This window comes from Sulfuriferula nivalis, assembly GCF_009937995.1.
Lineage (GTDB): Bacteria > Pseudomonadota > Gammaproteobacteria > Burkholderiales > Sulfuriferulaceae > Sulfuriferula > Sulfuriferula nivalis.
The window spans coordinates 3,187,588-3,210,943 of record NZ_AP021881.1 but is presented as its reverse complement, the minus strand read 5'-3'; the positions used below and the strand labels follow the sequence as shown (position 1 = coordinate 3,210,943).

26 protein-coding genes, 1 other RNA gene, 1 pseudogene and 1 riboswitch are annotated in these 23,356 nt (G+C 50.0%); of the genes and pseudogenes, 21 read left to right on the top strand and 7 right to left on the bottom strand.

Going from position 1 to position 23,356, the window contains the following annotated elements:
* The first annotated feature begins 123 nt into the window (after positions 1-123).
* The 5 genes and pseudogenes from SFSGTM_RS15850 (at position 124) to SFSGTM_RS15825 (ending at position 4,455) form a co-directional block, all read left to right on the top strand.
* Positions 124-1,037, top strand: a pseudogene (locus tag SFSGTM_RS15850) (tyrosine-type recombinase/integrase).
* Positions 1,034-2,149, top strand: coding sequence for an IS91 family transposase (locus SFSGTM_RS15840; RefSeq protein ID WP_162083488.1), 1,116 nt, complete (start codon positions 1,034-1,036; stop codon positions 2,147-2,149). The pseudogene SFSGTM_RS15850 and the gene SFSGTM_RS15840 overlap by 4 nt, the downstream one beginning before the upstream one ends.
* A gap of 713 nt (positions 2,150-2,862) precedes the next feature.
* Positions 2,863-3,858, top strand: coding sequence for an integron integrase (locus SFSGTM_RS15835; RefSeq protein WP_162086000.1), 996 nt, complete (start codon positions 2,863-2,865; stop codon positions 3,856-3,858).
* Positions 3,859-3,941: 83 nt separating this feature from the next.
* The gene (locus SFSGTM_RS15830) at positions 3,942-4,196 is read left to right on the top strand and encodes a type II toxin-antitoxin system Phd/YefM family antitoxin (RefSeq protein WP_162085999.1); all 255 of its coding nucleotides are present in this window, start codon (positions 3,942-3,944) and stop codon (positions 4,194-4,196) included.
* On the top strand, positions 4,189-4,455 hold the full coding sequence (locus tag SFSGTM_RS15825; RefSeq protein ID WP_162085998.1) for a Txe/YoeB family addiction module toxin: 267 nt from the start codon (positions 4,189-4,191) through the stop codon (positions 4,453-4,455). The genes SFSGTM_RS15830 and SFSGTM_RS15825 overlap by 8 nt, the downstream gene beginning before the upstream one ends.
* 6 nt (positions 4,456-4,461) lie before the next feature.
* Here the strand turns inward: SFSGTM_RS15825 and SFSGTM_RS15820 are convergent, their stop codons facing one another.
* The gene (locus SFSGTM_RS15820) at positions 4,462-6,645 is read right to left on the bottom strand and encodes a primosomal protein N' (protein ID WP_162085997.1); all 2,184 of its coding nucleotides are present in this window, start codon (positions 6,643-6,645) and stop codon (positions 4,462-4,464) included.
* Positions 6,646-6,741: 96 nt separating this feature from the next.
* On the opposite strand from SFSGTM_RS15820, the gene SFSGTM_RS15815 reads away from it, so the two are divergent.
* Complete coding sequence (locus tag SFSGTM_RS15815; RefSeq protein ID WP_162085996.1) at positions 6,742-7,959, top strand: glycosyltransferase family 4 protein; 1,218 nt, start codon at positions 6,742-6,744, stop codon at positions 7,957-7,959.
* On the top strand, positions 7,925-8,455 hold the full coding sequence (locus tag SFSGTM_RS15810; protein WP_162085995.1) for a phosphatase PAP2 family protein: 531 nt from the start codon (positions 7,925-7,927) through the stop codon (positions 8,453-8,455). The genes SFSGTM_RS15815 and SFSGTM_RS15810 overlap by 35 nt, the downstream gene beginning before the upstream one ends.
* Here the strand turns inward: SFSGTM_RS15810 and SFSGTM_RS15805 are convergent.
* From SFSGTM_RS15805 to SFSGTM_RS15790, 4 genes are all read right to left on the bottom strand, one after another.
* Positions 8,442-9,050 carry a 5-formyltetrahydrofolate cyclo-ligase gene (locus SFSGTM_RS15805; RefSeq protein ID WP_162085994.1) on the bottom strand — a complete coding sequence of 203 codons (609 nt, stop codon included), beginning with the start codon at positions 9,048-9,050 and terminating at the stop codon, positions 8,442-8,444. The genes SFSGTM_RS15810 and SFSGTM_RS15805 overlap by 14 nt on opposite strands.
* 7 nt (positions 9,051-9,057) lie before the next feature.
* A non-coding RNA gene (gene ssrS / locus SFSGTM_RS15800) (6S RNA) lies at positions 9,058-9,235 on the bottom strand.
* An 8-nt stretch (positions 9,236-9,243) separates the two neighbouring features.
* Positions 9,244-9,579 (bottom strand): cell division protein ZapA, encoded by a 336-nt coding sequence (locus tag SFSGTM_RS15795; protein WP_162085993.1) that lies wholly within the window; start codon positions 9,577-9,579, stop codon positions 9,244-9,246.
* Complete coding sequence (locus SFSGTM_RS15790) at positions 9,576-9,776, bottom strand: coiled-coil domain-containing protein (protein WP_162085992.1); 201 nt, start codon at positions 9,774-9,776, stop codon at positions 9,576-9,578. The genes SFSGTM_RS15795 and SFSGTM_RS15790 overlap by 4 nt, the downstream gene beginning before the upstream one ends.
* 74 nt (positions 9,777-9,850) lie before the next feature.
* On the opposite strand from SFSGTM_RS15790, the gene SFSGTM_RS15785 reads away from it, so the two are divergent.
* The 8 genes from SFSGTM_RS15785 (at position 9,851) to SFSGTM_RS15750 (ending at position 16,085) form a co-directional block, all read left to right on the top strand.
* Positions 9,851-10,180: a hypothetical protein gene (locus tag SFSGTM_RS15785; protein ID WP_162085991.1), complete on the top strand. Its 330-nt coding sequence runs from the start codon at positions 9,851-9,853 to the stop codon at positions 10,178-10,180.
* A 10-nt stretch (positions 10,181-10,190) separates the two neighbouring features.
* A complete protein-coding gene (locus SFSGTM_RS15780) occupies positions 10,191-10,472 on the top strand; it encodes a nucleotidyltransferase domain-containing protein (RefSeq protein ID WP_162085990.1) in 282 nt (93 codons plus the stop codon).
* Positions 10,469-10,918 carry a hypothetical protein gene (locus tag SFSGTM_RS15775; protein ID WP_162085989.1) on the top strand — a complete coding sequence of 150 codons (450 nt, stop codon included), beginning with the start codon at positions 10,469-10,471 and terminating at the stop codon, positions 10,916-10,918. Before SFSGTM_RS15780 ends, SFSGTM_RS15775 begins: the two co-directional genes overlap by 4 nt.
* Before the next feature lie 4 nt (positions 10,919-10,922).
* Entirely contained in the window at positions 10,923-11,444 is a 522-nt protein-coding gene (locus SFSGTM_RS15770) for a hypothetical protein (protein ID WP_162085988.1), read from the top strand.
* Between the two features lie 23 nt (positions 11,445-11,467).
* A riboswitch (cobalamin riboswitch) is annotated at positions 11,468-11,652 on the top strand.
* Positions 11,653-11,782: 130 nt separating this feature from the next.
* Positions 11,783-13,720 carry a TonB-dependent receptor plug domain-containing protein gene (locus SFSGTM_RS15765; RefSeq protein ID WP_162085987.1) on the top strand — a complete coding sequence of 646 codons (1,938 nt, stop codon included), beginning with the start codon at positions 11,783-11,785 and terminating at the stop codon, positions 13,718-13,720.
* A 52-nt stretch (positions 13,721-13,772) separates the two neighbouring features.
* The gene (locus SFSGTM_RS15760) at positions 13,773-14,333 is read left to right on the top strand and encodes a hypothetical protein (protein WP_162085986.1); all 561 of its coding nucleotides are present in this window, start codon (positions 13,773-13,775) and stop codon (positions 14,331-14,333) included.
* Positions 14,330-14,950: a cob(I)yrinic acid a,c-diamide adenosyltransferase gene (gene cobO / locus SFSGTM_RS15755; RefSeq protein WP_162085985.1), complete on the top strand. Its 621-nt coding sequence runs from the start codon at positions 14,330-14,332 to the stop codon at positions 14,948-14,950. Before SFSGTM_RS15760 ends, cobO begins: the two co-directional genes overlap by 4 nt.
* A gap of 4 nt (positions 14,951-14,954) precedes the next feature.
* Positions 14,955-16,085: a GNAT family N-acetyltransferase gene (locus SFSGTM_RS15750; RefSeq protein ID WP_198420577.1), complete on the top strand. Its 1,131-nt coding sequence runs from the start codon at positions 14,955-14,957 to the stop codon at positions 16,083-16,085.
* Between the two features lie 26 nt (positions 16,086-16,111).
* On the opposite strand, the gene SFSGTM_RS15745 is transcribed toward SFSGTM_RS15750, so the two are convergent.
* Both SFSGTM_RS15745 and SFSGTM_RS15740 read right to left on the bottom strand, forming a co-directional pair.
* Entirely contained in the window at positions 16,112-16,708 is a 597-nt protein-coding gene (locus SFSGTM_RS15745; protein WP_174237428.1) for a DUF938 domain-containing protein, read from the bottom strand.
* Between the two features lies 1 nt (position 16,709).
* On the bottom strand, positions 16,710-17,483 hold the full coding sequence (locus SFSGTM_RS15740) for a hypothetical protein (protein WP_179954405.1): 774 nt from the start codon (positions 17,481-17,483) through the stop codon (positions 16,710-16,712).
* A gap of 216 nt (positions 17,484-17,699) precedes the next feature.
* On the opposite strand from SFSGTM_RS15740, the gene SFSGTM_RS15735 reads away from it, so the two are divergent.
* The 6 genes from SFSGTM_RS15735 (at position 17,700) to SFSGTM_RS15710 (ending at position 23,318) form a co-directional block, all read left to right on the top strand.
* Positions 17,700-17,900 carry a hypothetical protein gene (locus SFSGTM_RS15735; RefSeq protein ID WP_162085984.1) on the top strand — a complete coding sequence of 67 codons (201 nt, stop codon included), beginning with the start codon at positions 17,700-17,702 and terminating at the stop codon, positions 17,898-17,900.
* Between the two features lie 3 nt (positions 17,901-17,903).
* Entirely contained in the window at positions 17,904-18,764 is an 861-nt protein-coding gene (locus SFSGTM_RS15730) for an ion transporter (RefSeq protein ID WP_162085983.1), read from the top strand.
* Between the two features lie 23 nt (positions 18,765-18,787).
* The gene (locus tag SFSGTM_RS15725) at positions 18,788-19,360 is read left to right on the top strand and encodes a response regulator (RefSeq protein ID WP_162085982.1); all 573 of its coding nucleotides are present in this window, start codon (positions 18,788-18,790) and stop codon (positions 19,358-19,360) included.
* Between the two features lie 70 nt (positions 19,361-19,430).
* Complete coding sequence (locus SFSGTM_RS15720) at positions 19,431-22,067, top strand: bifunctional diguanylate cyclase/phosphodiesterase (protein ID WP_162085981.1); 2,637 nt, start codon at positions 19,431-19,433, stop codon at positions 22,065-22,067.
* A 48-nt stretch (positions 22,068-22,115) separates the two neighbouring features.
* Positions 22,116-22,634, top strand: coding sequence for a DUF2059 domain-containing protein (locus tag SFSGTM_RS15715; RefSeq protein ID WP_162085980.1), 519 nt, complete (start codon positions 22,116-22,118; stop codon positions 22,632-22,634).
* Positions 22,635-22,646: 12 nt separating this feature from the next.
* The gene (locus SFSGTM_RS15710) at positions 22,647-23,318 is read left to right on the top strand and encodes a class I SAM-dependent methyltransferase (RefSeq protein ID WP_162085979.1); all 672 of its coding nucleotides are present in this window, start codon (positions 22,647-22,649) and stop codon (positions 23,316-23,318) included.
* Positions 23,319-23,356 lie beyond the last annotated feature (38 nt).

Below are 23,356 nucleotides of genomic sequence, written 5' to 3'. Positions count from 1 at the left end.
TCGAACGAGACGTTGAACGAAGCCGCTATCGCGGAGAAATATTCCCGAACCATCAAATTACGCAGCATAATTTCGTCTCCCCCAGCAATGGAATTTTGATTACTGTACCACGAGGAGACGACATTGACAGCCCCCACACCCATCCCCGCGCACTTCGAGCACAATCACCAGCGACTGCTGAATTGCCTCAAGCTCAGAGGCATGCAGCCTAAAACCATCGCCTTGTATTCACACGGCGTACGGCGCGCAGCGGTGTATTTTAATGACCAGATAGACGCGCTCACCAAGCCACAATTAACCGACTATTTTGTTCGCATCCTGGATACCCATTCATGGAGTACGCTCAAACATGATCTGTATGGACTGAAGTTCTATTATGCCCATGTACTCAGCCAACCCTGGCCAGGTGCGGATCTGGTTAAACCACCCAAGTCATATAGCCTGCCCGACATCATTACCGTCGCCCAGGCACAACAAATCTTCATGGCCACCCGCGTATTGAGCTACCGCGTATTCTTCTTCACCCTCTACAGCCTGGGCTTACGATTAGGCGAAGGCTTACGCTTGCAGGTAGGGGATATCGATGCGGATCGGATGCGGGTGCAAGTACGCAACGCCAAAGGCAACCGTGATCGATTGGTGCCGTTATCAGAGAACACCTTGCAGGTATTGCGCCGTTTCTGGCTCACCCATCGCAACCCAAGCTTGCTCTTTCCTAATCGACACGGCGGTCTTGCCAAATCGCACTTGGCACGCACCCCGCTGGATCGTGGTGGTATCCAGACCACCTTGGGTCAAGTGACCCGTGACTGTGGCTTAAAAAAAGAATTACACCACACAGCCTGCGCCACAGCTATGCCACCCACCTGATAGAAGCTGGCATCGATTTACTCGAAATTCAGCAGATACTCGGACACCAGTCCATCCTCACCACCATCCGCTACACCCACCTCACCGAACAACGCCATCAGAGCGCACACACTCGCCTTAATCAATTAATGGAGAAATTCCACATTCATTGGGGCAAAGTCAAATGATCAGACTGGCGCACATCGTAGCAACCTACGCAGCTAAACTGCTTGCACAACACGGTCATCACCTATTGCCCAGCCAGCAAGCTGCCTTAACCGCCTTTCAAACCTGCCGTAGCCAGATGAGCCCGAGGATGCAACTTGCCTGTGATGATTGTCAAACACCCAGCTACCTGCCACATTCCTGCGGTCATCGGCATTGCCCGCATTGCCAGGCGCACGAATCACAGCGCTGGATAGACCAGCAATTACACAAATCCATCCCCGCCAACTACTTCATGCTCACCTTCACCGTGCCCGCCCAGTTGCGCACACTGGCCTGGCAACATCAGCGCGTCATGTATGACTTGATCACACGCTGCGCGTGGGAAACAGTCAACACCTTCAGCCAAAACGACAACAAGCTGCGCGGCAGCGCAGGGGCGGTGACTGTACTGCATACCCATAACCGCCGACTGGACTATCACCCCCATGTGCATCTCGTCATGCCCGCTGTCGCCTTTAACCCCAAACAGCGACGCATGCGTCATAAACACGGCAACTACCTGTTTAACCACAAAGCCCTGGCCAAAGTATTTCGTGCCAAATTACTGGCAGGCATCAGACAAGCAGGACTCACCCTGCCAAACGATTACCCGACCGATTGGGTGGTGGATTGCAAAGCCGTCGGCACTGGACAGCACGCTCTGATCTACCTTGGGCGCTATCTGTATCGGGGGGTGATACAGGAGAAAGACATCCTCTCCGACCGGCATGGTCAGGTCACCTTCCGTTACCGGAACAGCCAAACCAAACAAATGGAAACCCGTACCTTGAGTGGTGTAGCCTTCCTGCGACTGATACTGCAACACATTCTGCCCAAAGGCTACCGCCGCGCCCGCAACTTTGGCTACCTGCATCCCAATAGCAAACTACTCACCCAGCTACAGCTGACCCACCTATGGCGACGGAACAATCCGCCGCCAGCGCAACCCAGACCAGCGATACGTTGCCAATGTTGCGGTGGGGTGATGAAGATAGTGCGCACACGTATCAAAGCGATACCGCTAGCCACATCAGCCCCATCTATAAAACGGGAACACAGAGCAGATGACACAGGGTGGGAGACCATGCGCTAAACCAGCCCACACCGCCCACCTGCCAGACTAGGCAGGTATGGCCGTGCTCGCCCTGAAGAAGGCTGAAATTGGGTTAACATGCCCGAAAAGCCGACTAAAAACGGTGAGTTGAATAGAATAAGTTGCTGCAATGGCAACGTGAAGGTCGTGAAATGGCGGGTGGGATGCGTAACGCGTCCAGTTATGCCAGCATAGTCAAAAAGATATTTCCATAAGCGCTCAAGCAACACCCGCCCCAGCCATGCCGGGCTTGTCCAACAAACGGTTCAGATTGTGGCTCGCTTCGCGATCACAATCTAACCTTATTCGTTAGGCGCAGATGGCCGTGCACGGCCTCTCGCTATTTGTATACGATGATTCATTTCTGACACATACCCTTATGCACCACCACCGAAAGAAACACCCGAAAATATCATCATGTTGCGTGAAGCGAGTCTCACGATGTTCGCATCAACGAATTCAGTTATGCGACAGCGTTACGTCTCGCTTCACTCAATATCATATTTATAACTTGTTGTAAATAAAGCAATTTTCTTGCCAGCATCATGTGCCGCGCATGAATTTTATTATTTAATTATTACTACCATGCGTGATGCATGGCTATCTGAGCTTAACGTAAAGTAGACACCCTAAAAAATGCCATAAAAAGCACCTTCAAGGTGTATATTCTGGTTTTCGTGATGCAGTACGTTGTATTCATTGAGGATAAAATTATGACACGCCCCAATTTTTCTGTAGATAACCCCACTGCACCACCTCCTAAATTACTTGACCGTGTACGCGATAAATTGCGGGTTAAGCATTACAGCATACGCACGGAACAAACTTATTTAGATTGGATTAAACGCTATATTCTGTTTCATGGCAAGCAGCACCCACAGGAGATGGGGACTGCTGAGGTGGAGGCATTTTTGACGCATTTGGCAGTAGCGGGCAAAGTGGCTGCTTCAACACAGAATCAAGCTAAAAGCGCGTTACTATTTCTATATCGTGAGGTATTGGCAATCCAATTACCATGGCTGGATAACGTGACGCAGGCGAAAGCACCAAAACGTTTGCCTGTGGTCTTAACTGTAAGCGAAACACAAGCGATGCTGGCGCAATTAAAGGGTACGCATGGCTTGATGGCGGGTTTGTTGTATGGTGCAGGTATGCGCTTGATGGAGGCTGTTCGTTTAAGGGTAAAAGATATTGAGTTTACGCGGCATGAAATTATTGTGCGGGAGGGTAAGGGTTTTAAGGACAGAATAACGATGTTGCCAGAATCGTTAATCACCCCGCTTAAACTACATTTGGCTAAAGTAAAAGCATTGCATGATGAGGATTTAGCGCTGGGTTATGGCGAGGTTTATTTGCCATTTGCATTAGACAAGAAATACCCACATGCGGGGCGTGAATGGGGTTGGCAGTATGTTTTCCCATCTAAAAATTTATCAACCGACCCACGTTCTAACATCACGCGCCGACATCATATTGATGAAAAAGGTTTGCAACGCGCTATTAAACAAGCGGTACGTGATTTGGGTTTCACCAAACCAGCAACGCCGCATACTTTACGGCACTCTTTTGCCACACATTTATTGCAATCGGGTTATGACATCCGCACGGTGCAGGAGTTACTCGGACATTCGGATGTATCCACAACGATGATTTACACCCATGTGTTAAATAAAGGTGGTCGTGGGGTAAAAAGTCCGTTGGATATGTAAAGGCTTGACTAGATTTTCAAACTTGACAATGTGCGAAAAGCACTGCAAACTTGTACAATATATAGTGCAAATTGGAGTGCGCCATGCGTGTCATGAATTTTTCTGAAGCTCGTAGCAGTTTAAAAGCGGTGATCGATCAAGTTGTTGATGATGCTGATTACACCGTCATTGCTCGACGCGATGCGCCCGATGCGGTGATTATGTCGTTAGATGCCTTTAATGGCTTAATGGAAACCGTGCATTTATTAAAATCCCCTGCTAATGCAGCGCATTTGGCAAACTCAATTGCACAATATCAACAAGGCAAAACCGTATCCCGAGAACTGGTAGATGATTAGTCGGCTGACCTGGACACTGGCATCCTGGGATGATTATGTTTATTGGCAAGGTCAGGACAAAAAGACGCTTAAACGCATCAATCAGCTTATTCAGGCAACAATGCGGCAACCGTTTGAAGGCATAGGTAAGCCAGAACCATTAAAAGAGAACTTGGCAGGTTACTGGTCACGCAGAATTGATGAAACTAATCGCTTGGTGTACTGCGTAAACGAAGGTGATTTGGTTATCATTGCCTGCCGCTATCACTACGGCAACTAACCCAGCTCAAATCTCCCAAGGATCCACATCCAGATGCCAGCGCAGTTTGTTGGCTTTCATTTTATACACTCTGCTTATCCATTCCTGCAAAAACCCCTGCAACACTCGACGGTTGGGTGATTGCACCAATAGCAGCGCGCGCTCGACGTTGGCTTTGCGGGTGAGTGCTGCGGGGGTGGGGTCAAACAGGCTGATGTGTTCGTTATCAGACGCCTGTGCTTTGGCTTCACTCAGAAATGCCAGCGCGTCCTGGACATACTCGGCTTCGGCACGCAATACTGCCTGATGGATATAGGGCGGAAAGCTGGCGCTGCGGCGTTCGTTGAGCAGGGTTTTAGCGTAACCAATATAGTCGTGCTTTTGCAATGCGCGATACAGGGGATGGTCGATGAATTCAGTCTGTATCAGCACCTCGCCCGTATGTTGTGCGCGGCCTGCCCGTCCGCTGACTTGCATGAGCTGCGAGAACAGGCGTTCGCTGGCGCGGAAGTCGGGGCTGTATAACGCGCTGTCAGCATCAATCACGCCGACTAATGTGAGATTAGGGAAATCGTGGCCTTTGGCTAACAGCTGCGTGCCGATGAGGATATCGACTTCACCGGCACGGATTTGCTGCTGCATGGTTGCCCAGCTGTCTTTGCGCCGCGTACTGTCGCGATCTATGCGCAGGACACGAGCGGTGGGGAATTGCTGTTGCAGTTTTTCTTCCAGCCGTTGCGTGCCTACACCTGTGGGCGAGATATCAACGTTGCCGCAATCGGGGCAGGCATGGGGAACGCGTTGGGCGTAGCCGCAATGATGGCAGCGCAATTGTTTGTCGCGCAAATGTACTACTAGCCGTACTGAACACCTTGGACAGCCAGCATTCCAGCCACAGGCACGACACACCAGCGTGGGCGCATACCCACGACGGTTAATGAAAATCAGGCTTTGTTGTTGCAAATCCAGCCGTTGCTGGATGGCGGCACTGAGTGCGGGTGATATGCCGGCATCACATTTTTGGGTACGTAAATCGACCAGCCGAATTGACGGCAGCGTCGCTGCACTGATGGCGCGCTGGGTCAGGCTCAGCCGTTGATAGCGCCCAGTTTGCGCATTGTGCCAGGTCTCCAGCGCGGGAGTGGCGGAGCCTAACATGATGGGAATATTGCGCTGCTGGGCGCGGATAATCGCGACATCGCGCGCAGCGTAACGCAGGCCGTCCTGTTGGTAAAACGAGCTGTCGTGTTCCTCGTCGATAATAATCAGCGCCAACTGCGGCAGCGGCGTAAACACCGCCAGTCGCGTACCCAGCACGATACGCGCACGCCCTGCGCTGGCGGCCAGCCAGTGTTGCAGGCGGTCACCATCATTCATACCGCTATTCAGGGTGGCGATTTCTACATCAGGAAAACGGGCGCGGAACACACCGGTTAATTGTGGCGTGAGGTTGATTTCCGGCACCAGCACTAACACTTGCCCACCCTGCGCTAAAGCTGCCTGCACCAGATGCAAATAGACTTCGGTTTTGCCGCTGCCAGTGACACCGTGCAGTAAAAATGGCTGAAACTGTCCCGTTGCTGCGCTGATTTTCTCAACCGCGCTAGCTTGTTCAGGATTGAGCACCGGCGCTATATCGGCAACGACGGCATTATTATTTAATGGGGCGATAGTTGATAACAAACTGACCCAACCCAGCTCCAGCCAATGCTTAAGTGTGCTGCGGTAGCTGGCAGATGCCGCAGCGAGCGATGCGGCAGGGTGCACTGCGCCATCGGCCAATAGCGTGAACAATGCACGCTGTCCGTGAGCTCGGGCGGGTATCTCAGCACGCTGACCTGATTCAGTTAACTGCCATGCACTGGTGGTTTTAAGTGTGTAAGGCTGGGGCTTACGCAATGCAGTGGGCAAGGCAGATAACACTGTTGCGCCCAATGGATGATGGTAATAGTCACTACAAAACTGCAGCAATTTAAGCACTTCCGCTGGCAATATCGGCGCGTCGTCGAGCACCTGACTAATTGGCTTGAGCCGCGCAACAGGATGGTCTGATTTATGCCCGACAGCCAGCACTATGCCCAGCAATTCCTTGCGCCCAAACGGCACACACACGCGCCGCCCCACGTCCGCCGCTGTCAGCGTAGGGGCGAGATAATCAAATAAACGAGGTACGGGAAGGTCGAGCGCGACCTGAGCGATAACGGGCAACATACGTATCAGTTTACCGCAAAAGCCCGCAGGCGATTGTCACTAAATATTCAAAAACGCGTCACGATATTGACTTGTGGCAGTTGCAAAATCGCACACATGAATAAAGACCTCCTACTCCAAACTTTCAGCTCTCCAACTTCACCGTTGCGTATCGCTTTGGTGACGGAGACTTATCCACCAGAGATCAACGGTGTTGCCATGACCCTGGGGCGACAAGTGGCTGATTTGCAGCAACGCGGGCATCAGATCCAATTGATACGCCCGCGCCAGAACGCTGCAGACACCGCCACGCAAAGCCCGCAACTGGAGGAGGTGCTCAAGGTAGGCGTGCCGATCCCACGTTACGCCGGCTTAAAAATGGGCCTGCCAGCCAAATCAGCACTGGTGCGTTTATGGCAGTTAAAACGCCCGGATCTGGTGCATATCGCCACGGAAGGCCCGCTGGGCTGGTCAGCGTTATCCGCTGCACACAAGTTGCGCTTGCCGGTGAGTACCGATTTTCACACTAATTTTCACAGCTACAGCAAGCACTACGGCGCTAGCTGGTTGCGCCGCCCGATATTGGCGTATTTGCGCAAATTCCATAACAAAGCTGCGGTGACACTGGTACCGACGGAAAGCTTGCGACTGGAACTTGAAGCCCACGGCTATCGCAATGTGGAAGTGGTATCACGCGGCGTCGATACCTCGCTGTTCAATTCTGCCAAGCGCGATGCCGCGCTGCGCGAAAGCTGGGGTGCGGATGAGCAAACACAAGTAGTGATTTATGTTGGCCGTGTCGCACCTGAGAAAAACCTGCCACTGGTATTCAAGGCTTACACCGCAATGCGTGCAATCAACCCGAATATGCGACTGGTTATAGTCGGGGATGGTCCGCTACGTGCCAGTCTGCAAGCGCAGTTCCCAGAAGTAATATTTTGCGGCATGCGTAGCGGTGAAGAATTGGCGCGCCATTATGCATCGGGTGATGTGTTTTTGTTTGCCAGCATGACTGAAACTTTTGGCAATGTTACGACTGAGGCCATGGCCAGCGGTCTGGCTGTGGTTGCCTATGATTATGCAGCGGCACAAGCATTGATCAAACATCGTGAAAATGGTCTGGTTGCGCCATTCGATGACGAACAAAAATTTATCGCAGCAGCATGTGAATTAGCCTACCAGCCTGCGCTTGCGCAATCATTAGGCCTTGCTGCACACCAGACTGCGCTGACTATCGCGTGGGATCATATACATCAACGCTTTGAAAAAGTTTTGCAAAGCATCATAGACAGGGAAGAATATGATGGAGAAATTGAGCTGGCAGTGGATGGGTGAACACGAGGCTGGACTAACCCAACGCTTCAACCGCGTTGAACGTTACCCCGCTATCGTGCGCGCTTTCCAAATCATTAGTCGCCTGGGTGATGGCGTATTCTGGTACACCTTGATGATAGTGTTGTACGTCGTCAATGGCAAAGCAGCGCTACCCGTGATTATACAAATGATCGCGGCTGGCCTGACTGCGACGCTGATATACAAATGGCTGAAGCAGAAAACTTTGCGCCCGCGTCCGCACCATCAGTTTGGTCACATCCATTGCTTAACAGCACCGCTGGACAGGTTCAGCTTTCCGTCTGGTCATACCCTGCACGCAGTGACATTTAGTCTGGTAGCGATTTATTATTATCCGATGCTGGGAGGGTTGCTTATCCCGTTTACGCTTGCGGTCGCTGCTTCACGGCTGGTGCTGGGCTTGCATTATCCTACTGATGTATTGGCTGGATTTGTACTCGGCAGCCTGGTGGCCAGCGTATCATTTATGGTTTTTTAACGACAAACCTACGCAAACCCTGCTCGGTCAGAATCGCATTCAGCGGCACATCCCAGCTATCGTGCGGCAATGTGCCTGCTATATGCTGGCAGGCAAATGCCACACCAATCAAATACGGCTTGAGATGGGCATGCCGACGGTGCAAATAAGCCAGACTGGCATCGTAATAACCACCACCCATGCCGATACGTGAACCTGCATCATCAAAGCCCACCAGTGGCATGAACAGCACGTCCAGTTGCCGCGCACGTATGCGCTGAGTGCCGCGATTTTCAGGGATGCCGAATTTATTCAAATACCAGCCCTGATTAGCCTCTATGCGATGAAACCATAATTGCTTGCCTTGCCCAAATGGTAACGCCGGCAAATACACCGTTTTACCCAGTGCCAGTAAAGCGTTCATCAGCGGCACGGTACTGATTTCCGGGCCATGCGGCAAATAAAGCCCGATGTGGTGGTAACGTAAAGCAAGATGTGAACGCAGCGCGTGTACTGACATTTGCTTAGCTGCTTGCTTGCGATAGACAGGTGTCAGTGCGCGCCTGCACTTGAGCATCTGGCTGCGTAATTCAGATTTGGTTGGAGGTGAATTCATAAAGGAGGAGCTCCCCGCAGATGCCGTCTGACCGCTATCTTGAACCTAGGGTTCAAGTGGTCACAACGCAAGCACATCAGGCACATCAACAAGTGAGACGCGCACACCAGTGCTTTTTTAGCCGCAACCATCGCAAATTTATTGGTTCAAAGAATTCGCAATCTGGACGCGCACCGCAGGGAACATAGTGCTGTCAGGCTACTGGGTTATCCAGTACATCAAACAAAGTATCCTGAGGTCTTAATACTTCGTCTATCATTCCCGACATGGCTTCGATTCTACGCTCCGTCACACTGATGTCAACGCCATTTTGTTTTGGTTTGTTTTGTAGCTCGAAAGCAATATTAAGGGCGGCCATCACGGCTATACGTTCAACACCTATGACTTTGCCTTGTTCACGAATTTCACGCATTTTGCTATCCAGGTATTCTGCGGCTGCCAGCAAAGCATCTTGTTCTGAGGCGGGACAGGCGACGCGGAAATCACGCCCCAGTATAGAAATATCCAAACCCTTACTATCGCGACTCATACTTCACCCTCGGGTATGTTAGACAGCAGATTTTCCATGCGCGTGCGGGCGTATATAACGCGCTCGCCTAGTTGCTTGTTCTGGTCATTCGCCACGGCCACTTGCTGGCGCAGCTTTTGATTTTCCGCACGCAAGTTCTGACACAATTCCACCAGTTGCGTGAGCTTAATTTCGAGAGAGTTTAGTTGAGATTCCATAGCTGTACTATAATTTGAAAAATTCAGTTGCGTCAATGACTCATCACTACTAATTGAAAGTAATTACTTAATATATGGATAATATCAGTCAATTTGTTGATCCGAACGCCAATTTCGATGAAAACAACCCGCTACGCGAAGATGCAGTATTCTACCGCGCCAACAACGCCCGTGGCAAAACTTGCGAACTCGTTGATAATACAGGAAATAATCTCGATGCTACAGAATGCAACGATATTCTTAACAGTTTAGTCGAAAACGATGTTTTTGGATTCCGCACCCTCTCTGCCAATGGCGGAGATGCCATCCGTATGGATAGACGCGAATCCACCCATGTACAAGTCGGTGACGATCTCTATCGCCTTGTCGTATTTCGTTATCAGGCACGGATAGAACTGTTTTAGAAAGCCCAATATGCGCTTAGCGGATAATGAACAATTAGCTATTAACCAAGCGATACATCAAGCTGATGCCACCGCACGCATTTACCTATTTGGCTCGCGCATAGATGACAACGCACAAGGTGGCGATATTGATTTATTAGTATTGTCCAAAAAACTGAATATCATGGACAAACTTAACATTCTGGCACAATTGCATATGCAATTAGGCGAACGAAAAATTGATATTGCTATTTATCCCGACACACAACATCCTTTTCCACGCATGGTGATGGCAACAGGTGTGCCGTTATGACTTCCGCCAAAATAGAATTATTGCAGATTGAGCTACAAGGCTTACAGCTTGCAGCAGAACATTTACGTTATTCCCTGGCACGATGTGAGGGCTTAACAGGTATAACCAACTTGCCACCCGAGCAACTCGAACGACTCGAGTCATTAGCAAGCCGTTTCGCACGCCTTGCCGACTTACTCACTCAACGTCTATTTCGCCTGATTGATGATATTGAATTGGTAGGCAACAGTACGCTACTTGATCGCATCTATCGTGCAGAAAAACGCGGCTGGGGTAATGCATCCGAGCTTATCAAAATACGAGAATTACGCAATTTAATTGCCCACGAATACAGCGGTGACCGCATGGTTGAAGTCTACACGGCGGTTGCTAGCCTCACCCCATCTTTGTTAAATGTAGTGCCCGCTGTCACCACCTACGCAAATTCACTTATTCAACACTACTAACCCTATGGCCTACCTCCTCGATTACATCAAATCCCGCTGGGCGCCTAAAGGCAGCGTTGTCACTGCGGGTGTGCCGCCCGAACAACGGATTGAGCAAGTGCCAGTTACACCCGAGCTCATACAGCGCAATCTTGCCGCTTCGCCTGCTATTCCACAAGACAGCGGTGCAATGCTATATGCCGCGCTGTCTGACCCGTTCTTTATTCAGACGGGACCCCGCGTACTCGCGCAGCAGCTGATTGCCAATGGACTAAATTGCGAACTGGAACCGCTGGTAAAACTGCTTACCGTGCTCACGCAAGACGTCACACGTCAGATGTATATTGATGCCGCACCTAGCCGTGACGGTGCGATAGGTATACAACTGTTCCCTGTCTCCCCTGAGCATGATGCAAAAATTGCCGTGTTATGCAGCACCGATATGCACGGTCTGGGTAAGGGTGTGTATCCGTTTCACGCCGTTCCTGCCAATCCCACGCCAGGTCAAACTTGCGGCTTCTACATCCGCGTGGTCATCAAGGAATAGCGTCAGCACCTCAATTTCGCTATAATCCGCGTACTTTGTCAGGTGCGCTACGCGAGTAGTGTTAAACGGGAAACTGGTGCAATACCAGTGCTGCCCCCGCAACGGTAAGCAAGTGTGGACGTGTCATTCCAGCCACTGTGTGTAAACATGGGAAGGCGATGCGTCAAGTCTTGTGAGCCCGGATACCGGCCTGATAATGATCCGAAACATTGCGGGGAGGCAATGATGACGTGTCTCCTCACCGCGCCTGCCGCATGACGACTCACTGACTAATTTATCCCCCGCTGTTTCATTTATCCACCGCAAGCGGGGAGCTTGCGTTAATTTCAGGACTTATCATGCACCCACGTTACACCCTGAGCGCGATTGCGCTCGCCATAACCTCTTACGCTCACGCTGACACCACCCCCACATACTCGCTTGACGACGTCATCGTCACTGCGACACGCACACCCACATCTGACGTCACTGCAACCTATGACTCGGAAGTCTATACGCAAGCAATGATTAAAGCCTCTGGCGCAACGACACTGGTTGACTACCTGACGCAAAACACCGCGCTCACTGTCATGCCATCTTATGGCAATCAATTCACGCCACTACTCGATATGAGAGGTTACGGTCTTAGCAACGGTTTTCAGAACATGGTTATCAGCCTAGATGGACAGCGTCTCAACAATATTGATGGCATGCCCGCACTGCTGGGCAGCATTCCGCTTTCCAGCATAGATCGTATTGAAATAACGCCGGGCAGCGGTTCTGTCATCTATGGTGATGGCGCCACTGCAGGCACGATACAAATTTACACACACCCACATAAGGGTGTCACTTTAGCCACGAGCGCAGGTAATCATGGTCAATTAACAGGCACGGTAACAGCAGGCCTGTCTACCGAGCTGCTTCAGCTCTCTGCAAGTAGTGATTATCAGCATAGTGATGGCACCAGTCAGGCTGATATCACTGGGCATAAGGATGCATCCACCCTGAACACGCAGACTGGTCAAATTAAATTTCGCCCACTGGAAACGCTCTGGCTCTCTCTCAATGGTGCTAGCTCGCGTGCTGACACCCGCTACGTGGGACCATTAACACTGGCACAATTTCAATCCGACCCCACGCAAAATGGTGGCAATCAATATAACCATCAGGCATTAAACAGCGATCAATGGCGATTTGGCGCGGCCTGGGATATCACCAGCCTAACCAAACTCACCCTGAGCCATAATCAGGAAAACAAACTGTCCGATTATATTTCGCCCTATCCATACACATCGAACTACGATTACACCACTGACGACATCGCGTTAATACACAACGGTGACTCATGGAAACTGACCACGGGTGTACAAAGCTTTAATGGTACCCGCGCAAGCGTCAGCTCATTCACCACACCTAATAACACCAGTAAAAATAATCTTGGTTATTACGCTCATGGCGAGTATCACTTGGGACAACTGACCCTATCCGCAGGTGCACGCCATGAAAAAGTGGATTACAACTACGCACCTGCTGGTGGTACTGCATTGTTTAGTAACCAGCAATTCAATGCCTGGGACATAGGTACGAATTACCAGTTCAACCCCAAGACATCGGTATTTGCCAATTACAACCATGCATTTCTGGCACCTGACATAGATAGCTTTTTCAACACATTCACTGGCAGTTTCAATGGCTTCATTGTGCCGGAAACGGTCAAAACACTGACTGTAGGCGTCAACCACGCAACGGATCAACACAAAGTAAAAATTGCGCTATTCCGTGCCGATCTTAACAATGAAATTTATTACAACCCATTCACCTACACCAGTACCAACCTTGATCAATCGCATAAATATGGCATCGAACTCCGTGATGTCTGGCATATCAATGAACAGCTCAGTCTGAATGCTCGCTACACTTACACGCGCGCGATTATTGACCGAGCCAGCGATGGCGTCGGGGGAACCTACAATGGTAATGACTTGCCTGGCGTACCAAAACATGGCATCAATCTGGGCATGACTTATCTGTGGACAGATCACAGCACCATTAATCTGACGCAGATGTGGCGCAGCACTGCTTATGCAGCGAATGATTTTGCAAATAATGCTACGCAGCGACAGGCGGCGATACAATCAACCAATTTCGCGGTGCATTATCACTATAAGAATTACGAGGCCAGCGCGGCAATTGATAATATATTTGCTCACAGCAATGGTCTATGGGTGCAGGATGATACAATTTATCCAGTTAATTTCACGCGTAATTATCGCATAGGGTTAAAAGCCAGCTTTTAACCTGTTGTAACAAGGGGTAGTCCCCGCTACCCCTGCCCTATTGGAGATCAATATGAACTGTAGCACCCGTCAACAAATCAACATTGGCCTTATCCTCACCCTGATCATGGCGCTCACACGCAGCCATCATTGGGCTACGCTCAGTGCATTACCAGATGCATCCTGGGCAATATTCTTTCTGGTCGGCGTCTATCTGCGCCCAATGTGGATTATGCCCGCCCTGATTGCTGCCGCGATGGGAATAGACTATGTTGCAATCAGTCAATTTGGCGTATCCGATTTCTGTATATCGCCAGCCTATGGGTTGCTCGTACCCGCCTATGCTTCGCTGTTTATCGCTGGTCGCATCTATGCTGCACATCACCGCATGAGCCTGAGCACACTGCCATGGCTATTTGGCACCGCGCTGGTTGGTGCCATCGCAGCTGAGTTGTTTTCCAGCGGCGGCTTCTATGTCTATTCTGGTCGTTTTGCCGAGCCTACACTGGCCGGGTTTATCCCGCAGTTTTTTGAGTACTTCCCAGTGATGCTGTCGTCATTTGCTTTCTATTTGGGTGCGGCAGCAATTGCCCATCTGTTAATAAGCAGCACGCACGGACAGCGCACTGCATGAGCTTAACTGCCGCTGAAATCGCAGAAAACAATGCGCGTCATGCCACACGCATGGCGCGCAAAAAAGCTGTGATTGATGCTGCAATTGCCAACGCCACCGACGAACACGGCCTGCTCATCGTCATCACCGGCAACGGCAAAGGAAAAAGCACTTCGGCTTTCGGTACTATGGCACGGGCTTTGGGCTACGGCATGAAAGTCGGCGTTTGTCAGTTCATTAAAAGCCGCACCGATACGGGCGAGGAAGCCTTTTTTGGCAAACTGCCGAATGTGGAATGGCACGTTCTGGGTGACGGTTTCACCTGGGATACACAGAACCGTGAACAGGACATAGCCACAGCCAAACGCGGCTGGGCGGTAGCGACGCGCATGTTGAATGACCCCAGCTATCAGTTGGTAGTACTTGATGAACTGACTTATCTGCTGTCGTATGGCTATCTGGACAATGACCTGGTATTGGACACTCTGGCCAACCGCCCTGACATGCAGCACGTTATTGCCACTGGTCGTGGTGCTACCGACGCACTCATCGAACTCGCCGATACCGTATCCATCATTGCTGATGAGAAACATGCTTATCGAGATGGTGTCAAAGCACAACCAGGTATAGATTTCTAAGGCTTTGCATACCACCATACAAATCATCAACACCATCACCGACATCCCCGCTGCATTATGGGATGGGCTGAATGATGGTAATCCGTTCCTCTCCCATGCATTTTTAGCCGCATTAGAAACGCCTGGCTGCGCCACACCACAAACAGGCTGGCAGGCGCAATTCATTACGCTATGGCAGGATCAGCAACTCATAGGTGCGATGCCGCTGTACCTGAAATCTCACTCCTACGGGGAGTATGTATTCGACTGGGCATGGGCAGAGGCTTATGAACGGCAAGGGTTGGCGTACTACCCGAAACTACTGTGCGCGGTGCCGTTTAGTCCGATTACGGGATTGCGTGCGCTAGGCGCAACGGCAGAAATTCGCGCAGCCCTCATCAATGCCGCTTTGCAGCTGGCACAGACACTGGGTGTTTCATCACTGCATTGTTTATTCCCGGACGAAGCGCAAGCGCAGACTATGCAACTGGCAGGCATGATGCTGCGGCAGGGCGTTCAATTCCACTGGCGCAATGCTGACTATGCTGATTTTGATGCTTTTCTGGCGACCATGAACAATGACAAACGCAAAAAAATCAAACAGGAACGACGCCGCGTCCGTGATGCAGGTATCACGTTTGCACACTACACCGGGCACAACATTACCCATCAGCATTGGCATTTTTTCACCCGTTGCTACGACAGCACTTATATCCAGCATCGCTCCACACCCTATTTGAATCTGGATTTTTTCCAGCGCATCGGCGCGACCATGCCAGATAATGTGTTACTGGTAATCGCTTATCGTGACGGCCAGCCAATAGCCAGCGCATTAAATATTTACACAGCGGATACGCTCTATGGCCGTTACTGGGGTGCAATGGAATTTCACTCCGGCTTGCATTTCGAAACTTGCTATTATCAGGCGATAGAGTTTTGCATCTCCTATCGCCTCAAGGTTTTTGAAGGCGGTGCCCAAGGTGAACACAAAATCGCTCGTGGCTTCCTGCCAGTGACAACGTGGTCAGCACACTGGCTGGCACACGATAAATTCAGCCGTGCCGTCGCCGATTTTCTTAGCCGAGAAACGCAAGGAATGGCGCGCTATACCGATGAACTGAATGAGCACAATCCTTATAAGAACTTACCTGACTAAGCTAACTGTATACGTTTGAATCCAAACTACGAAACTTTGCTGAACACCAAAAGCCGGTTATTCGACGGCATGGCAATATCCTCCCGCAATACTAGGCCGTGAGACGACGCTAATTCACATATCGCTTCAAAATCACGGATGCCACTGGCGGGGTCACGTGCTTTGAGCCAGCCATCAAATTCGGCATTACTATCGGAAGTGTAATTGCCGCCATAATTAAATGGGCCATATAAACACAACATACCATTCACCGCCAACACCCGCGCCACGCCAACAAACAAATTACCTACTGATGGCCATGACATGATATGCACAGCATTGGCATTGAACACCGCATCAACCTGAGTCACGCCCCAGTCGGGCTGATTGACGTCCAGCACCAGAGGTGGCAACACATTGGGCAGCCGTGCTTCATCCAGCCAAGCCTGTATGCCTGCATGGTGCTCTGGCAAATCACTGGTTTGCCAGGTCAGATGGGGCAATGCCTGCCCAAAATACACTGCGTGCTGCCCAGTGCCGCTGGCGATTTCCAGTACGTGATGACTATTGGCAAAAAACGTTTGTAACTGCGCCAATATCGGCGCCTGGTTGCGCAGGCAGGAGGGTGAGTTAGGTTTCATCATATCAGTGCCACTGTATTTCAAATGCGGTCTTCGCGCCTATGACGCAATCTTGCAGACGCTTGGGCATCACCGCGTGAGTAGGCGACAAGGCGATACGCCCTGCCATGATTTCAGCTTCAGATTGCGGATAATGGGGTACGTTACCATCTACATCAGCAAAACCTTCGGGGTATATAGGCTGCAAATTTGCATCATATTTATCGGTCGCGCCCAGCGTGTGCAGTAACTCATGTGTAATCACCACATTGTTCTGCGCATTTTGCTGAGGTTGTGCAAACGCATGCACCACACCAATTAAGCCCTTTTGCAATCCTAAGGAATGTTCCAGCGCTACGCCGTCTTCTCCCTGATGATAAACAACAAACAGTTTAACCTGTCCCAAGCTCTGCCAGAAAGCTGTGTTTTGCCACACATACTGACGTAATTTCAGACTCCACAATGCAATATCGACAGCACTTGCTGGCGGTTTGGGCGGCAGAGGTGGCTCGGTAGCAATAGTGTGCGCCAACTTCACTTGTGGCACGGCAATCGGCGTCAACCGATAACGCGCACTTTGCTGATTAATAAACTGGCTGATTTCAGTAAAATCATCCACCGTAAGCGCATCAATATACGCCTGCACCTGCTCATTATGGTCGCCATTAATTGGGTAAATCACTATATGCAGCGGACGCATCCACTGCGCCACGAACCAGCGTTCCCATGAAGTCAACGCCGCCAGCGTTATCAACACACCCAATAAAATGGTAATCCGCACACCCCGAAAAGTCATCATATCCCTTAGTTTTAGTTATCAGTCCACATCTTAACATTTAGCTTATGTTATTTTTCGACCACAACCTCATTCCATATTCCCGCTACACGAAAAAAAGCAGTAAAATTAACAACTAACTAAATATAAACTAGAGACAGCACGCTCCTCCATACCACTGTAATCACCCTGAAAAACAGGCGTGACACAGCTTGGCAAGCGTCCTGCAGGCACAAAATTATGAATTATGAAACTTATCTGGATGAAGTCACCACGCTCATCGCCGAAAACTATAAATTAATTGATGCGGTCGCCATAGGCTTAGTAATGAAAGCGCAAGATGCTGAATTTTTCGTTCCCCATGACGAAAACGCAGCGCTACGCACCAAAGCTCAGGCCAAAATTGACGCCAAAACCATTTATGATACTTATCGGGGCTAAGTCTTGAACCTCAATGTCAGGCCAAATGAAAATGATGACGGCTCGTCTGGCGCTGCCTGGCGACATAAACTCTACGTTATCATTTTTGAAGCTGATACCCCTGCAGGAAAATGGTTTGATTTAATCCTGATCGCTGCGGTTTTATTAAGCGTAATCACGGTTATTCTGGATAGCGTCGCGTCCATTGCGCTGCAATATCAAACTATACTCAAAGTACTGGAATGGTTTTTCACCATTTTATTTACCATCGAATATATTGCGCGGCTCAGTTGCGTGCGCCACCCGACACGCTACGCCCGTAGCTTCTTTGGCATTATCGATTTACTCACCATACTGCCTAGCTATCTAGAATTATTTTTACCCGGTGCGCATTTCCTGACTAACGTGCGCTTGCTACGGTTATTACGTATTTTCCGGATACTCAAGCTGGTCTCATTCATTAATGAATACAGCCAACTGGGCAGCGCGCTTGCCGCCAGCCGTCGCAAGATCATGATATTCCTCTCCGTCGTACTGATAGTCACCTTTCTGCTAGGGACGCTAATGTATGCCGTGGAAGGCCCGGCTAATGGCTTTACCAGCATCCCCGTCTCCGTGTATTGGGCGATAACGACCATTACCACTGTCGGCTTCGGTGACATATCGCCCAAGACCGATTTAGGTCGACTTATCACTTCTTTAATGATGCTGCTCGGCTGGGGCATACTCGCCGTCCCTACTGGCATCATCAGCGCGGAAATCAGCGCTCAGAAATTCAAACCAACTACCCGTACCTGCCCCACCTGTCTGACTGAAGGTCTGGATGAAGATGCAATATATTGCAAAAACTGCGGTGCAGCTCTACCGCCTTATGAACATAATTAAACCGATAGCGAACAGAAAACATTATGGGCTACTTTAAATTATTTCTCTCCCTCTTCCGCAAAAAAACACCGATGCCGATAGCGCACGAACTTGATGCCGAAGAGCAGGCAGCGCAACCAACCAAGCGCCAGATTGAGCGTCGCAATAGAAAGCGCCGCAATGCCGCAAAAGGCACACGAGCCCTGATTATTGATGACTCGGGAACCGTCGTTTTTGCGCTGAGAAGAGTTTTGCAGTCGACGGGTTATACAACTTTAGAAGCCTTTGATGCCGAAAGCGGAATAGAAATAGCCCGAACAGAAAGACCCGAAGTCATCTTTCTCGATATTGTTTTGCCCGGCATGAATGGCTTTGCTGCATTACGTCTGCTACGACGCGACCCGCTGACCAAGAACATCCCCATCATCATGATGAGCAGTAACGAACAGGCGACCGAACAGTTTTTTGGCAGCCGCATCGGTGCTGATGATTTTATGAAAAAACCATTTGCCCGTCAGGAAGTCTTTGCCCGGCTGGAAAAGCTGGTCGACTCAGATTCACATCTACGCCGTCCAACCTATGAGCCCACTCCAGCACCAGGTGCCGGAGCTGTTTGATATTGGCTATAGCCGTTATGACTTTCGCTAATACAGCTTAGACTGTAAGCGACCACAGGAGCATATCCATTTGCACACATCCAACCTGATTTCAAATAATACACCGCTACCGCTAACGGAAGAGCTCGCCCTATACAAACGCTACCTCAAAATGCTTGAGCATATTGCGGGATTACTACTGGAAAAAACCAGCGAACAAAGTCTGTCTGGTGTGCTGCGATTACTTTCTGAAACCACAGGTGTAGGCTGTTGCGCCCTCTTTTTAAACAAGACCAATCAGCATGACCAACAAATCGCAAAACTCAATTGCACCTGGTCAACAGGCGAAGCAGTCAGTCGCTTATCCAACTTTGACCATTTTCGCGAACTTGAATTTCAACGCTATCCATTGCTATTTGATGCCTTGCAGGTAGGCATGGTATTTTGCAAACATCTGCCCGAGTTGTCGCCAGCCGAGGCAGCATTGTTTGCTACACAGAACATCCAGACTGCACTTTGCGTCCCTTTGCTAATGGATGATGAAATGGAAGGCTTTATTGGATTATTCAGCCAGCACACTGCCCGTAACTGGCACACAGTGGAAATTGATGTTATTTGCGCCGTAGCAAACAGCATAGCACTGGCACTTACGCGCAAACAGGCTGAGCAAAGTCTGGAAGTGAATGCCCATCGTCTGAGAACGCTGGTTGGCTCTACCGAAGACATGATTATCGAATATGATCAAAACCATCAGATACTCAATGTATGGACCGACAACCACGCTTTTCCTATCACCCTGGAAAATCATGCCCAAGGCCTTGCGCTGGAAATCGCGCTGCCCTATAACATGGCTCAGGCCATACTCTCCGCGTCCACCAAACTGCGCACCCAACAACATCGCGAAACTTTTGAATTTACTTTACGTATCCACGATGAGGACAGGTTTTTCCTTGGTCGGCTACAAACCATACCTGCCGAAACAACCGATATGCGCAATACCGTAGCGCTTATTCGCGATATCAGCGACCTCATGCATGAAGAAGCCCAGCGCTTATCTATGCTGGAAACGCTCAACCTGCTGGAAGAAGCCATCATCGATTTATCTACCGATGGGCTGCTACTTAACTTCAGCGCTGCATGGGGCAAGCTGCTGGATGTCCCCGCAGATCGGGAATATACCCACATAGGGCAGCCACTCACTACATTTGTCTGCAAAGAAGATCGCGCTGCGCTTGCAGCTGTCATACAACAGTTGGCCGTAGGCAAATTGCATTCTCAAGTTATCCGTTTTCGCTTGCTGCATGGAGAGGAGCCTATCTGGATAGAAGCCCATTTGCTCGCACACCATGGTCACAAGCATGAAATCACTGGGCTGCGTGGTGTACTGCGCGACATTACCACCAGTCATTTGCAGGAGCGGCGCATTACCCAACTCGCGCTGCACGATGCACTGACCCAGCTGCCAAACCGGATACTGCTGGAAGACCATTTACAGCAAGCCATTGCACGCGCAACCCGCACGAATGACAAAGTGGCATTAGGCTTTATCGACCTCGACCATTTCAAGCACATCAATGACACCATGGGTCACAAAGCTGGCGACACGGTACTCGTTACCCTCAGCCAGCGGCTATCTGCTGTTTTAAGGAGCGTAGATACGCTATCGCGCTGGGGTGGGGATGAGTTTGTCGTGCTCTTGCCCGAGGCCAATAATGAGGCTCACATACGCAACATCGCCGAGCGCCTGCGTGATGCCGCGCGTGCGAGTATAGACATCGACGGCAATGAAACCAAACTCACCATCAGCATCGGTTTCGCCATTTATCCTGATGATGCTGACAGTGCCGAAACCCTTATGAGCGTAGCTGACCACACCATGTTCCATGCCAAAGGCGTGGGACGTAACAACGTACAGTTTTTCCAGGACATCCACGACAAAACTCTGGATCGCGAAAATGTACTCATGCAAACACGGCTGAGCCACGCCATCCACAACAAAACCATACAAGTATTTTTCCAGCCTGTCGTAGATACCCGAACCCAGGAAATTGTCTCGTTTGAAGCACTGGCTCGCTGGCATGACGATGAAAATGGCTGGATACCACCAGCTACTTTTATCCCCATGGCAGAGCATCTGGGCATCATTCAGGAACTGGGTGACCAGGTATTTGACCACACCCTGCAACGCCTGCAAGTCTGGCATGAGACCCATGGGAAAATACAGGCATCGGTCAACATTTCCCGCGCACAACTATTCACCCCTGCTTTTGTACAGAATCTGCTGGATAAAGTTCAGCATTATGGTCTACAGCCACAGGATGTGATTCTGGAAATTACCGAAAGTGTCGCACTACTGGATTTATCCTATGAATCCAAACGCCTGCAAGAACTCCATGATGCAGGCTTTACGCTGGCCATCGACGATTTTGGTACTGGCTATTCCGCGCTATCGCAACTGCACGCAATGCCTATCGACATACTCAAAATCGACAGCTCCTTCACTTCGCGGCTAGACACCACCGACGGTCAACGCATAGTACAAGCTATTGTACAAATGGCTGATGCGCTCAGCCTGAAAATGATAGTTGAAGGGGTAGAATCCGACACCACCGTACAATATCTGCAAAGCATAGGTGTGCATTATATTCAGGGGCATTTCTTTAGCGAAGCCTCCCCTGCCGGCGTATGCCAATTGCTATTACAGGAAAGCGTCAGTTTATTTAGTTAAAGCTGAATACAGCCACTATTCTTACCTCTCTCACTCTTAGGAACCCTCATGCGTATTATTAAAATTACGATCGCCACAGTTCTCCTCCTCAGTGCTACTGTAGCCACGGCTGCACCCGCTGATGAAAATTCTATTAAACAACTACTTGCCATCACTCAAGCACAGAAACTAGTAGCGGGCATGTTAAATCAAGTTGATGCCATGATGAGCATGTCCATACAACAAGCATTAAAAGGCAAGGTTCCAAATCCTGGTGAGCAACAAGCCATTAACAATATGAAAGATAAAATGGTTGTGCTTATCCATGGCGATCTGGCTTGGGACAAGGTTGAGCCCATGTACATTCGTCTTTACAAAGACACATTTACAGAAGAAGAAGTCGCAGGTATGTTGGCGTTTTATAAAACACCCGCAGGTCAGGCGGTGATACAAAAAATGCCAGTTTTGATGCAAAAATCCATGTTTGAAGTACAAAACATGTTGTCCCAAGATCGCCCAAAAATTCAAAAGATTCAGCAAGATTTTCTCGTTGAATTAAAAGCCGCAAATAAAGGTACAGGAAACTGAACGCAATCTGCTATGGATGAATCAGCCCGCAGTAAATTTCTCAGCATGGTCAAAGCCCACCAGGATAGAGACGATCCTAGCGGCTGGTGTGATCAGGTTTATCAGGATGCCGATGGTGACGTAAGCGCTGTATTCTGGGCAGACCTCGTACCCAACCCTTACCTGATTACCTGGCTCGAAGCGCACCCAAATACCAGCCCCCAGCGCACTGCAATCACTGTAGGTTGTGGTGTCGGTGATGACGCTGAAGCACTGTCTGCTCACGGCTATCAGGTCACCGCTTTCGATATTTCGCCAACAGCCATCGCGCTATGCCGCAAGCGCTACCCAGACAGCAGGGTCAACTATGTAGTCGCCGATCTGTTCGACCACCCGCGAGACTGGGCAAATGGATTTGATCTGGTATTTGAATGCAACACCATACAAGTCTTACCTGGGGAATATCGGTTACGTGCACTGAATGCAATTGCCGCCATGGTTGCTCCTGGTGGTCATGCACTGATTTCCTGTCGCAGCCGCAATACGGGAGAAAAAGAAGACGCCTTTCCGCTGCCACTTGACCGCCCAGAAATAGACGGATTTATCCGCGCAGGATTATGCGAACAAGCTTTCGTGATCTACGATGACGATCAGGCTCCACCCGTGCAACACTTTTTCGCTTGTTACAACCGTCCAACTAAATAGAACTATTCCGTGAATACTTATAATAAAAAGTGGATTGC

What these genes read in the sequence shown, in the direction of transcription:
- SFSGTM_RS15840 (WP_162083488.1), top strand. Translation starts at nt 1,034, where the DNA reads ATGATCAGACTGGCGCACATCGTAGCAACCTACGCAGCTAAACTGCTT.
- SFSGTM_RS15835 (WP_162086000.1), top strand. Translation starts at nt 2,863, where the DNA reads ATGACACGCCCCAATTTTTCTGTAGATAACCCCACTGCACCACCTCCT.
- SFSGTM_RS15830 (WP_162085999.1), top strand. Translation starts at nt 3,942, where the DNA reads ATGCGTGTCATGAATTTTTCTGAAGCTCGTAGCAGTTTAAAAGCGGTG.
- SFSGTM_RS15825 (WP_162085998.1), top strand. Translation starts at nt 4,189, where the DNA reads ATGATTAGTCGGCTGACCTGGACACTGGCATCCTGGGATGATTATGTT.
- SFSGTM_RS15820 (WP_162085997.1), bottom strand. Translation starts at nt 6,645, where the DNA reads ATGTTGCCCGTTATCGCTCAGGTCGCGCTCGACCTTCCCGTACCTCGT.
- SFSGTM_RS15815 (WP_162085996.1), top strand. Translation starts at nt 6,742, where the DNA reads ATGAATAAAGACCTCCTACTCCAAACTTTCAGCTCTCCAACTTCACCG.
- SFSGTM_RS15810 (WP_162085995.1), top strand. Translation starts at nt 7,925, where the DNA reads ATGATGGAGAAATTGAGCTGGCAGTGGATGGGTGAACACGAGGCTGGA.
- SFSGTM_RS15805 (WP_162085994.1), bottom strand. Translation starts at nt 9,050, where the DNA reads ATGAATTCACCTCCAACCAAATCTGAATTACGCAGCCAGATGCTCAAG.
- SFSGTM_RS15795 (WP_162085993.1), bottom strand. Translation starts at nt 9,579, where the DNA reads ATGAGTCGCGATAGTAAGGGTTTGGATATTTCTATACTGGGGCGTGAT.
- SFSGTM_RS15790 (WP_162085992.1), bottom strand. Translation starts at nt 9,776, where the DNA reads ATGGAATCTCAACTAAACTCTCTCGAAATTAAGCTCACGCAACTGGTG.
- SFSGTM_RS15785 (WP_162085991.1), top strand. Translation starts at nt 9,851, where the DNA reads ATGGATAATATCAGTCAATTTGTTGATCCGAACGCCAATTTCGATGAA.
- SFSGTM_RS15780 (WP_162085990.1), top strand. Translation starts at nt 10,191, where the DNA reads ATGCGCTTAGCGGATAATGAACAATTAGCTATTAACCAAGCGATACAT.
- SFSGTM_RS15775 (WP_162085989.1), top strand. Translation starts at nt 10,469, where the DNA reads ATGACTTCCGCCAAAATAGAATTATTGCAGATTGAGCTACAAGGCTTA.
- SFSGTM_RS15770 (WP_162085988.1), top strand. Translation starts at nt 10,923, where the DNA reads ATGGCCTACCTCCTCGATTACATCAAATCCCGCTGGGCGCCTAAAGGC.
- SFSGTM_RS15765 (WP_162085987.1), top strand. Translation starts at nt 11,783, where the DNA reads ATGCACCCACGTTACACCCTGAGCGCGATTGCGCTCGCCATAACCTCT.
- SFSGTM_RS15760 (WP_162085986.1), top strand. Translation starts at nt 13,773, where the DNA reads ATGAACTGTAGCACCCGTCAACAAATCAACATTGGCCTTATCCTCACC.
- cobO (WP_162085985.1), top strand. Translation starts at nt 14,330, where the DNA reads ATGAGCTTAACTGCCGCTGAAATCGCAGAAAACAATGCGCGTCATGCC.
- SFSGTM_RS15745 (WP_174237428.1), bottom strand. Translation starts at nt 16,708, where the DNA reads ATGATGAAACCTAACTCACCCTCCTGCCTGCGCAACCAGGCGCCGATA.
- SFSGTM_RS15740 (WP_179954405.1), bottom strand. Translation starts at nt 17,483, where the DNA reads ATGATGACTTTTCGGGGTGTGCGGATTACCATTTTATTGGGTGTGTTG.
- SFSGTM_RS15735 (WP_162085984.1), top strand. Translation starts at nt 17,700, where the DNA reads ATGAATTATGAAACTTATCTGGATGAAGTCACCACGCTCATCGCCGAA.
- SFSGTM_RS15725 (WP_162085982.1), top strand. Translation starts at nt 18,788, where the DNA reads ATGGGCTACTTTAAATTATTTCTCTCCCTCTTCCGCAAAAAAACACCG.
- SFSGTM_RS15715 (WP_162085980.1), top strand. Translation starts at nt 22,116, where the DNA reads ATGCGTATTATTAAAATTACGATCGCCACAGTTCTCCTCCTCAGTGCT.
- SFSGTM_RS15710 (WP_162085979.1), top strand. Translation starts at nt 22,647, where the DNA reads ATGGATGAATCAGCCCGCAGTAAATTTCTCAGCATGGTCAAAGCCCAC.